9 protein-coding genes and 3 pseudogenes are annotated in these 10,743 nt (G+C 48.5%); 6 read left to right on the forward strand and 6 right to left on the reverse strand.

Annotated elements, in window-relative coordinates:
• Together NDA06_RS25320 and NDA06_RS25325 are read right to left on the reverse strand one after the other, a co-directional pair.
• A partial coding sequence (locus tag NDA06_RS25320; protein WP_348251911.1) for an aminotransferase class V-fold PLP-dependent enzyme occupies positions 1 to 1,260 on the reverse strand: 1,260 nt, incomplete at its 3' end.
• Between the two features lie 119 nt (positions 1,261 to 1,379).
• Entirely contained in the window at positions 1,380 to 2,276 is an 897-nt protein-coding gene (locus NDA06_RS25325; RefSeq protein ID WP_190985797.1) for a pirin family protein, read from the reverse strand.
• A 220-nt stretch (positions 2,277 to 2,496) separates the two neighbouring features.
• On the opposite strand from NDA06_RS25325, the gene NDA06_RS25330 reads away from it, so the two are divergent.
• Together NDA06_RS25330 and NDA06_RS25335 are read left to right on the forward strand one after the other, a co-directional pair.
• Entirely contained in the window at positions 2,497 to 3,696 is a 1,200-nt protein-coding gene (locus NDA06_RS25330; RefSeq protein ID WP_190985796.1) for an FAD-dependent monooxygenase, read from the forward strand.
• 65 nt (positions 3,697 to 3,761) lie between these two features.
• A complete protein-coding gene (locus NDA06_RS25335; RefSeq protein ID WP_190985795.1) occupies positions 3,762 to 4,235 on the forward strand; it encodes a shikimate kinase in 474 nt (157 codons plus the stop codon).
• Between the two features lie 159 nt (positions 4,236 to 4,394).
• Here the strand turns inward: NDA06_RS25335 and NDA06_RS25340 are convergent, their stop codons facing one another.
• Positions 4,395 to 5,276, reverse strand: a complete 882-nt coding sequence (locus tag NDA06_RS25340) for a LysR family transcriptional regulator (protein ID WP_190985794.1) — start codon at positions 5,274 to 5,276, stop codon at positions 4,395 to 4,397.
• Between the two features lie 140 nt (positions 5,277 to 5,416).
• Here NDA06_RS25340 and NDA06_RS25345 point away from each other — a divergent pair, with 140 nt between their 5' ends.
• On the forward strand, positions 5,417 to 5,779 hold the full coding sequence (locus NDA06_RS25345) for a SnoaL-like domain-containing protein (protein ID WP_190412393.1): 363 nt from the start codon (positions 5,417 to 5,419) through the stop codon (positions 5,777 to 5,779).
• Between the two features lie 35 nt (positions 5,780 to 5,814).
• Here the strand turns inward: NDA06_RS25345 and NDA06_RS25350 are convergent, their stop codons facing one another.
• From NDA06_RS25350 to NDA06_RS25360, 3 genes and pseudogenes are all read right to left on the reverse strand, one after another.
• Positions 5,815 to 6,354 carry an inorganic diphosphatase gene (locus NDA06_RS25350; RefSeq protein WP_190434274.1) on the reverse strand — a complete coding sequence of 180 codons (540 nt, stop codon included), beginning with the start codon at positions 6,352 to 6,354 and terminating at the stop codon, positions 5,815 to 5,817.
• Positions 6,355 to 6,805: 451 nt separating this feature from the next.
• Complete coding sequence (locus NDA06_RS25355) at positions 6,806 to 7,684, reverse strand: ATP-binding protein (RefSeq protein WP_347277027.1); 879 nt, start codon at positions 7,682 to 7,684, stop codon at positions 6,806 to 6,808.
• Positions 7,685 to 7,752: 68 nt separating this feature from the next.
• A pseudogene (locus NDA06_RS25360) lies at positions 7,753 to 8,178 on the reverse strand (RNA ligase family protein); the annotation flags it as partial.
• Between the two features lie 351 nt (positions 8,179 to 8,529).
• Between NDA06_RS25360 and NDA06_RS25365 the strand changes: the two are divergent.
• The 3 genes and pseudogenes from NDA06_RS25365 to NDA06_RS25375 all read left to right on the forward strand — a co-directional run.
• Entirely contained in the window at positions 8,530 to 9,780 is a 1,251-nt protein-coding gene (locus NDA06_RS25365; protein WP_190531141.1) for a glycoside hydrolase family 10 protein, read from the forward strand.
• 509 nt (positions 9,781 to 10,289) lie between these two features.
• A pseudogene (locus tag NDA06_RS25370) lies at positions 10,290 to 10,595 on the forward strand (HPP family protein); the annotation flags it as partial.
• A gap of 27 nt (positions 10,596 to 10,622) precedes the next feature.
• A pseudogene (locus NDA06_RS25375) lies at positions 10,623 to 10,743 on the forward strand (IS1 family transposase); the annotation flags it as partial.

The raw sequence follows: 10,743 nt of genomic DNA on the forward strand, positions 1-10,743 counted from the left end.
CGCCGTCTGCCCTTGCCAAACCGTACTGCCACACCAACAAGTCCCCTCGGCTTGAATATCGGCAATCACCCGATGAGTCGTTTCTGCATCCCCAAAAGACACTAAGACTTGATTCAACACCACATCGTTGAGAATGGGGTAACCAGCAGCTTTCAACTCCTTGGCAAAGTGTCGGGCATGGCGACAGGTACGCTCGATTAAATCTGCCAAACCAGAACGACCGAGCGATCGCAATGCTGCCCACACCTCAACACCACGCGCACGCCTCGATAATTCAGGCGTATAGTCTGACGGGTTGCGCTGTTCGCTGACGGTGGGTAAATACTCCGCAGTAATCGCCATTGCCGCTTGCAACGAAGGGGCATCGCGAACAAACGCCAACCCACTATCATACGGCACGTTCAACCACTTGTGAGCATCTGTCGCCCAAGAATCTGCCTCTTCCATACCAGCCGTGAGGTGTGCCAATGATGGTGCGGCGGCTGCCCAGAGTCCGAATGCACCGTCTACATGCACCCAAGCTCCCAATTCCTTGGCGCGATCGCAAATTGCTCCAACCGGATCGCACGCGCCTGTGTTCACATTTCCGACTTGGGTACAGATAATCGCAGGACGAGTCAGGGTGGGAATAGCGTCCGGACGCATCCGCCCCTGTCCATCAACGGGGACTTTCACGACTCGGCTTCGACCTAATCCCAGCAATCCCAACGCTTTCAACAAGCTTGGGTGTACTTCCTCGCTGACGGCAACCGTAATCGGTGGCGCACCAAACAACCCGTCTGCTTCTACGTTCCAACCCTCTCGTTCGAGTACCGCGTGGCGGGCGGCGGCTAATGCGGTAAAGTTAGCAACGGTTGCTCCCGTGACAAAGGCACCACCACACTCGGCGGGGAGATGCAGTACGTCTAGCAGCCAGTGCAAAGCTACCTGTTCTAGTAAGGCTGTAGCTGGAGTGATGCGATACATTCCACAATTTTGGTCCCACGCTGCGGCTAGCCAATTAGCGGCTAAGGCGGCAGGCAGGGAACCACCTGTAACAAACCCGAAGAAGCGGGAGCCTGCCTGTGCTATTGATGCGGGTGAACCAATTTCATCGAGTAGTTGCAAGACGAGTTCAGCTTCGACAGGCTGATTGGGAAGAGGTTCATCAAACTGGATGAGATTAGCGATCGCTTCCTCCGTTGGCGCAACTTGACGAGCGTCTAAGCCTTCAAGATAGCGAATCGCGTATTGAGCCGTTGTTTCCAAGAATTTTCGCATATCTTCTTCCTTCCATGCACGGGGCTAAACAATCCCGCATAAGCGAGCATAGCGCTGGTGGAATGATTTTTGGATGCAACAAGCTGCCGCCGCGCCTAAATAGGAATAAGCTGCTCCTTTTACATGGGTTGTTCAGGTCGCGAGAGGGGTTCTTCAGGCAGTGGGATAAACTCGGTTTCGTTTGGAACCCGCTCAAACCATCCGTTCTTCCAGTCCGCTTTCGCTTGCTCAATGCGCTCAAGGCGGCTAGAGACAAAATTCCACCACTTGTGCCGCTCACCGACAGGTTCACCACCTACCACAATGCAACGAGCGTCGGCTTTCGCACTAATGCTCACAGTCTGATTGGGATTCAGTACAATCATTCGTTGTGGCTCCAGCGGTTCGCCATCTATGCTCAAACCGTTTGTAACACTGTAGACGGCTTGCTCACTATAGTCCGGAGGCAGCGTGAACTGGGTTCCACTCGGCAGTTGTACATCAAGGTAAATCATCGGTGAGAACGTTTGAACGGGTGATGTGCGACCATACGCCTGCCCTGCAATCAGTGTGATTGAGACACCCCCATCTTGCCAAGCGGGGATGTCAGTCGCTGGGTAGTGACGAAACCAAGGTTCGGTCTCCTCGTGTTCCGAAGGAAGTGCGAGCCACGTCTGAATGCCATGTAGCCGTCTTTCGCGACTCCTCCCCGCCTTGGGCGTTCGCTCCGAATGGACAATGCCACGACCCGCCGTCATCCAGTTCACGGCTCCGGGATGAATTTCTTGAACAACCTTGAGACTATCGCTATGGAGCAGCACCCCTTCAAACAAGTAAGTCAGTGTTGCTAAATTGATATGCGGATGCGGTCGCACATCCATCCCTTGACCCGGTGCAAAGGTAGCTGGGCCGAGATGGTCGAAAAAGATGAATGGTCCAACCATCTGCCGAGTTGCGTGAGGCAAGATGCGCCTTGCCTCAAATCCGCCCAAATCTTTAACTTCGGGTTCAAGAACATCCCCAATGCTGTTGGACATAGCAAAGATTACCCCGTAATTCTGACCAAAGCCTGATTAATTTTCTAATCTTAGAGCTCTATCAGCTTCTTCCTTCTGATTAGGGATACAGATTGTTGATTGCATCTTCTCTACAGCCTGGAACTGCTTACCTCAAGTGGGCTGTGCCACGTTATTACTAGGAGTTAGATGGCACAGATAACTTTGGTATTCTGAAGTCATTCAAAGCAGTTTTAAAGTGATGACTCAGGTTGTAATTGTCGGGGCAGGTCCTGCTGGTGCAACGCTTGCACTGCTTCTCGTCAAACGTGGCATCGCCGTCAAACTGATTGAATCCTCCCGTAACTTCCGGAGAGTTTTTCGCGGTGAGGGGCTGATGCCCAGTGGGCTAGATGCTCTAGAGCAGATGGGATTGTCGTCTGTGCTAGAGAGCATCCCTCATCGACCTTTGGATGCTTGGGAAGTCCTGATTGAGAACCGATTTCTGTTTCGAGTTGATGAGCCAATCGAACCGGGGGGTAAGCCCTGCACCCTCGTTTCACAGCCAGCTTTCCTGGAAGCACTAATTGACAAGGCAAACACTTATCCCAATTTTGAGTTTATCCCCGGCAGTCCCGTGCAGGATTTGCTGTGGAGCGAGCAACGGGTTTCGGGCGTGAAGCTGGGTGACGAGCGCTCTATTTCTGCGAATCTAGTCATAGGGGCAGATGGTCGGAATTCTGTTGTTCGGCAGCGAGCTAACTTGCCTCTAGAGCAACAGTCGGGAAGCTTTGATATTCTTTGGTTTAAATTGGCGGATAGTCCGCGCTTGGAATCCGAGAACGTATTTTATTCAATTGTTCGCGATCGCAATGCATTTGGGCTGTTTCGCTCTTCCGAGGGGAATCTTCAGATAGGCTGGGCACTCCATGAAGATGCCCCAATGGGCTGGAAGCAAGCCGATTGGCCTGATATTTTGGCTTCTGCATCGCCCCCGTGGTTAGCCGAGCATATCCGGACTCATGCAGAAACCATTGAGCGACCGATTTTGTTATCCGTTGTCGTCGGGCGTTGTTCGCGTTGGTATGCACCAGGATTACTGTTGCTAGGCGATGCTGTTCACCCGATGTCACCGATTCGCGCCCAAGGCATCAATATGGCTTTACGAGATGTAATTGTTGCAGCAAATCATCTGGTTCCCCTGTTGCGTGAGGAAGCAACAGATGCAGCAATTGATGCCATTTTCGCACAGATTCAAGCTGAGCGAGAGCCGGAGATTATTCGAGCGCAGCAGCTTCAAAGTCAGGAAGCGGCTCAGGCTGAGCTATTGCGTAAAAGCGCACTGTTGCGTTGGGGGGCAAGTCAGTTAGCACCCCTGCTGGGCAAGCTCGTGAGGCACTCTTGGCTCGCTAGGCAGCGCCAGTTGCGCCAAGGGGTAACGCAGATACAGTTAACGGTGTGAACTAGGGGATAAACTCCTATCGTCATGTTTGCAATACAAGTAGAGCCGTTAGAGGTAATAACAAGATGAGGAAAATACTATACATACTCATTGGACCAAAAGGCTCAGGAAAGACATATATTGGAAGCAAAGTCAATAAAAATACAGACATAAAATTCTTAAGAGTAGAGCCGATATGGCTGAAATTAGCGCCAGGTGAGAATGGTTGGGAAGCCGTTGAAAAGGAAATCGATAAGGAGTTTCAGCAGCATAGTAAGGTAATGATTGAAAGTTTAGGGGCAGGAGACGGATTCAATCAGATGCATTCGTCCTTAAGAAATCAATACGAAGTCAAGTTGATAAAAGTCTATGCTGATTTAGAAGAGTGTTTGAAAAGCCTGAGAAACAGAGACAATTCAGAACACATACCCGTATCAGATGAGAAAGTAGAAGAATACAATAAGATAGCAGCAAGCATTAACCATCAATGGGATGCGGTTATTGATAATAATAGTCCGGCTACTGATGAAGATATTCTTAGGGTCATTGAATCTATATAAGCAGCTTCTAACATTGACATCAGTGGTGAAGGCATCAGCAGTGAAGGCATCTGTGCCGACGCATTAATCAAGTTGCGCTTCGCTCTTCTCGCTTCGCTATCGCCTAATTTCAGACCCCATAGTATCCCAGCAGCGAATGAGAGCAAAAGGTCTATTGTTTCAAGACAGTCCAGCCTTAAACTCATCTATGAGAAAGTCAATAAAGCATTTAACCTTCGCTGACTGAAAGCGTCCTCGACGGTAAACGACCTGAATCGGTATTGGGTCAGGTTCGTATTCTGCAAGGATGACTTTGACCGATTGATTTCGGAGTTCATCAGTAAACGCCCATATGGGGGAGGTGCCAATGCCAATGTTTGCCAACACGGCTTCACGTAGCGCCATCGAGTTATTGACTTGCAGATTTCCACTTACCGTTACCGTTGTGCCTCGAAAATGCCATTCATTACCTGTAGACTGCCTGGTATAAACAATGCAGTTGTGGTGCAAAAGGTCGGCTGGTATTTGTGGCTCACCAAACTTCTCCAAATAGTCCGCCGATGCGACTGCGACAAATCGGTATGTGCCGAGTGGTTGTGAGATTAAGTTGGGATCAACAAACTTGCCAATTCTGATCGCTAGATCGAGTCCCTCTCCAACTAAATCGACAAAGTGGTCAGACATCGTCAGGTCAATCTTGATATCCCGATAGCGATCGAGAAATCGTTTCAGGCGAGGGAGTACCTGCATCTGCCCAAACGCAACCGAGCAATTGAGCCGTAATAGTCCAGACGGGTTCTGCCGTTTTCCCACACTAGATTCGGCTTCGGAGAGTGCTTCGAGAACGGATTGGCAACGCTCATAAAAGCGCATTCCCTCATCGGTCAAACTCACTTGGCGTGTCGATCGCAGCAGCAATTGCACGTCCAGATAGTCTTCCAGTGCAGCAATCTGTTTGCTAATCGTGGGTTGAGTGGTACCCATCTCTCTAGCAACGGCGGAGAAACTGCCTGTTTCTACGGTTCGCACAAAACTCTTGATGCAGGCGATCAGGTCTGACATGGGGATTGATTCTCAAACGGAATAAATCATATTCCATTTTGCAGTCTTCTCAAACCCGAAGGAATGAAACATGATTAATGTTGTGAGCCAAATCAAGTTTCTCACCTGACAACTCTGAGCTAACCAATAGAACAAAAATCATGATTACAGCAACAGACCTGAAAGCCAACTTTGAAGACATCAAGACCCTGGTTTTACAAGGGAAAGCGATGGAAGCCTTTGAGAAATACTATGGCGAGGATGTAGTGATGCAGGAAAATGAAACGCCTGCCACTGTGGGGAAAGCCGCCAATCGCGCTAGAGAACTGGACTTCTTTTCTAAAGTGACCGAATTTCGTGCAGCAGAACTGAAAGCGGTTGCTTATGGCGAAGACGTGATTATTTCTGAATGGTTTGTCGATTACACTCATTCTGAATGGGGCAACGTCACGCACGATCAAGTGTCTGTACAGAGATGGAAAAATGGCAAAGTAATCCACGAGCGTTTCTATTACGCCGCCTAAACTGCCTCAACGATTTTGATGAATCCGACAACTTGCTAGGACTCGCGAAAACGCTCCGCAGCCTCAATAACCAGTTGTCGGGCTTGCTCCGGTCCGAAGCGACCTTGTGGCTCGAACGTTTTGCCCTTAGCCGCGTTGTACGACACGAAAAAGTGTTCAATCTCGTGGATGAGGTTCTGATTCAGGTCGTCGAGCGTTTTCACGTCATGCTGGTTGCGGGAGTTGGCGGCAACAGCGAGCAAGCGGTCATTGCGATCAGTTTTCCCCTCCTCGGTTTGAAAAGCGCCAAAGCCGCCGATGAGCCGCGATGGGACAAGGCAGCCGACGAAGGCAGGCTCCTCCATCAATACCAGCACGTCGATAGCGTCGCCGTCGTCGGCTAGAGTCGAGGGCACGAAACCGAAGTCGTATGGGAAAAATGCGCCTGCTGCCAGTACGCCGCCCAACTTGTACAACCCGTACTTCTTGTCCCACTCAAATTTGTTACGGCTGCCCTTGGGCGTGTCAATGATGACGTTGAGCGTTTCGGCATCATCTGAGTCAAACGGAGGCAGGTGGAGAGGGTCGGTTGCCATAGTTTACTAGCACGTATCTATTTCTTGCTAGCGATAGCGTTAGCGAAGCGAGGCGTAAGCCTAGCGCTGCTGCGTACTCCGTTGGAGAAGCCGAAGGCTAGCGCAGATCGCACTCATCCTATCCCGATCGATCATCTAGTTTTATCGAGCGTAGGATATAGAGTTCGACTTTGATAAAAGTAGTGGTGTTTTTTCAGGAAAATGGCAAACCTTTTACCTCGGAAACGTTCTGTGGTCTTTTTAAGCAAGTAGCTTACTGCTTGACTGGGAAAGCTTGTAACCCCCATATGGCGATCGCTCACCTGATGAATTCTAGGACGAATTCGGCAGATTCTAGAGGGACTAGTTAGCTAATGCCTGGGATAGCTCTGGAAGAGTAGGGGCTTCGTCGGAAGATTCTAGATGGACTGGTGTATTGTCGGTAGACTACAGCGATCGCGCTACTATGCACTCAACTATCCACAACCCAATCTACCTGATGGGCTTCAGTAAGGTCAGGAACTTCTAAGCGATCGCGCATTCGCTGAATCACCGCTTCCGGCACATTAGCAGCGCGAGAATGATTGCGCCGCAGCAATTCTTCCCAAGACACTTCTAGGTAGACAATGCGAATCCGTGCCTGGTAAGCCGAAAATAGATTAATTAACGACGAACGCAGTTGCCGAGAGAGATTTGTCGCATTCCAAACAAACGATTTTTCGGCTCTCATGCATTCTTTAGCGATCGCCCTGGCTCGCTCGCCTACAGCACCTTGGTCATCTTTAGGAGAGATGCTCATCGCTTGTCGCAGTTCATCCAGAGAGATTACTGTCCAGTCTGGAAGGTACTCCCGAATCCAATAGTCTTTGCCAGCACCCGGTAATCCTGACATCAGGACAACGTCGAATCGAGTGTCATCAAAGGCAGCATAGTTTGGATCGCGATTGTCTTTTTGGAAATAGACAAATCGACTGTGATCTGAAGGAAACGGTCGGGGATAAAATAAGCAATTATTCTCTTGACAAAATTCCCGAAAGAACTGAGCGCGCTCCAGCAGTTCTAGCTGGTCGTCACACTCGCGACCCCGAACATCAGCTTCTGCCAGCAGTGCCAGCAGGTCGCAGCAAATGACTTGACTGGCTTTAATGACAGCGCGTTGCGGGTTGGGTTTGTCCCAAAACCAGAGGGGAAGACTGCCATGCTGCACCAGCGAGACAATCGCCTCCCGTTGATGAAATGGCACGTTGAGCGACCAGAGGATTTGCCGCGCCATCTTTGCCCCTTGGCGGACATGACCCTTTGAGGTGATGCTGCCATCCGCTTCAATTTCAGTTGCAGCAGGTTTTGCCACATCATGCAGTAGGGCAGCCGCAAACAGAAGCGATCGCTCGATGGGTGGTAACTCCCGCCAAGCTGGTAAGCTAATAATTCCTTGCGACGTTGAGTACTGAGAAACTGCTGCTGTTCAACGTCTAGCACATCAAATTCCAAGAAATAATGGGGTAAGGAGTCGTAAAAGACGGTGTGTTTGGCATAGAGCCATTCGCCATAGAGTATGTAGCGATCGCCCAGCACCTCCCAGAACGTTCCTGCATGCCTGTACGCCCATTGTTTGAACAAGTTAAAGTGCTTTTCTCGCTCTCCTCCAGTTAAATAATGTCCCCGGCTTCGCAACAGAATTTGCCCATCAGAACTAAAACTTATGGCAGCATTGGCTCCATCGACTTTTTCTTCGACTGCTACATATTGAGACGCGATCGCGCTGAAAGGTACGCTATCCAAATCTTCATCCCCTGGTTGGAGCCGGGAACCTTCAATATGAGGAGTGCGAGGGTATTTGTACATTAAATATCCCTCACTCGCCTTTCTAGGGGGAGCGTGTGAGACAAGGGTGAGGTGAATAGCAGGCGCGATCGCACTTACGGAGCGAGTTGGAACAAAAACGATAGCTCCAACTGCCTCTGGGAAAGGATTTAGATGAAGGCGATCGCTAATAATGTTTGATAGAGCGTAGGCCGTAATTCTACTTAGAATACCCCGACGCTTCAGCTTTTCTAATACAACAATTCAAGATTACTGATTGAATGATTCCTGTTAACAATCAATTTTTCAGTAGATATAAATACCTGTAAACTATTAATCGTTCATTTCATCACTAGGCTAAGCGATCGGATAGCTAACTTATCATTCAAACTTATGAAATTGCATTTCATCCCTAGAGGTTGGTGGCGATCGCTCAAGTATCTCTTGTTACTGTTTCTGGCATCATTCATCACAGTATTGCTGGCTGGCAACCCCATCTCTGCGATCGCGCAAAGCCCAATGCCACCAGAAGCAATCGAGCAAATCCCAAACCCAGAAGCGACTCCTCAGAAACGTTTTCAGGAAATTCGCGGCGTTTGGATGACCAACAATGACAATAAAATCCTCAGAGATCGCCCCAAGCTGCAAAATGCTGTCAGTCAACTGGCGCAGCTAAACTTCAACACGATCTATCCTGTAGTGTGGAATTCTGGCTATACGCTTTACGAAAGTGCCATAGCACAACGGGAAGGCATTCAATCTTCTGTCAGCAAAGGCTTACAGGGACAAGATATCATCGCTGACCTGATTGCCCAAGCTCATCGCCAAGGCTTGCTAGTGATTCCCTGGTTTGAGTTCGGTTTCATGGCTCCCCCGCTATCGGAATTGACATCAAATCATCCGAATTGGATTACGCAACGCCGCGATGGTAGCCAAACTTGGATTGGCGCTGCGGGTGAGGTTGTGTGGCTTAATCCCTTCCATCCAGAGGTGCAACAATTTATCACCGATCTGGTGCTGGAAGTCGTCACTAAATATGATGCCGATGGTATTCAGTTTGACGATCACACCAGTTTGCCCAATGAATTTGGCTACGATCGCTACACGCTTGCCTTGTACAAACAGGAAACCAAGAAAGATGCGCCTTCCAATCCCAAAGATCCTGCATGGGTGCGCTGGCGTGCAGATAAAATTACGGCATTCATGACACAACTCAATAAAGCTGTAAAAGAGAGAAAAACCAACGCAATTTTCTCCGTTGCTCCTAATCCCTACGTCACTGCTTACAATACTTATCTGCAAGATTGGTTGAATTGGGTGCGAAAAGATATTGTGGACGAGTTAATTGTGCAAGTTTATCGTCCCAATCTGCAAAGTTTTCTCGACCAGCTGACCCGCCCGGAAATTCAAGAAGTGCAACAAAAAATTCCAACTGGAGTTGGTGTTCTCACAGGCTTGAGAAATAAGCCTGTTTCGATGCGACTGATTCAATCTAAAGTACGGGCAGCTCGCGATCGCGGTTTGGGTGTAACTTTTTTCTATTATGAAAGCCTTTGGGACGATGCACCAGAACCCAGAGCGGAACGGCAATCTAATTTTCAAAATCTCTTCAACTTCCCGGCTTCCCGCTTTGCGATCAGATAACTTGGGGATCTTTAACAAAGCGATAGCTTCGCTTGCGCCAAGGGCGAACGCGCGCTTCTCCTCTATGCAGTAAAAATTCATCTATCCGAGCGATCGCTTGCTTCATTCACGCAAGCGATCGTTTTTTGCTGTCAACGTATCAATAAAACTGATTACTTAAATTGCTTATTCTTATGAATTAGAGGTTTCATTTTGAACGAGGAAAAGATAATGTTAATAGCAATGTTAAGATTTCATGACATTGGTTAACCTGGGAGAATGTTTTTCATGTTAGATGAGGTTTTTTGTCATCCTTCTGCTTGTATGAAAGCGAATCATGGCATTTATACCTTCTTTCCCTAGATTGAATAACAGCATTTAAGTTTGCTATAGCAATACGGTTGAATTGCAGAATTTAGATATTTATCTGGTCATAGCTTGCAAATCTCTATAAAGATTTGCAAGCTGAGCAGAGCGATTTTTTATGACCAATTTTTCCGATTTTACTATCTGATAAAAGTAAAACAACGATGAGAATTTATCTGCCTAAAGGGCGAAATTATCGCACCATTCTGCCTCAATTAAATTACAAAAGTATTCGTTTGAGAGTAGACAAGTACTGCTTAAAAATACGCGGTAGTAAACGTGCAGTTCCTTTAGAGAGACCCGATCATAGGCATATTCTGTGGAGTTCGCTGGGTAGTTTCATCGGCATTGCAGCCACAGCTTATTTATCGGTGAAAACTGGCGCTCCTCTACTAATGGCTCCCTTTGGTGCTACCAGCGTCTTGATTTTTGGTGTACCTGATAGTCCCTTAGCACAACCGCGGGTAGTGCCAAAGATGTAATGATAGAGAAGTAGAGTTTCTCGCTGTCCTTCTTCCATGCCTGCCTGCCCAACTTGTGCATCTACCCACACGGTCAAGAATGGTCGTATTCACAACGGCAAACAACGGTTCAAGTGTCACGGTTGTGGACGACAGT

The organism is Trichocoleus sp. ST-U1 (genome assembly GCF_039961835.1).
Taxonomy (GTDB): Bacteria; Cyanobacteriota; Cyanobacteriia; order Cyanobacteriales; family FACHB-T130; genus FACHB-T130.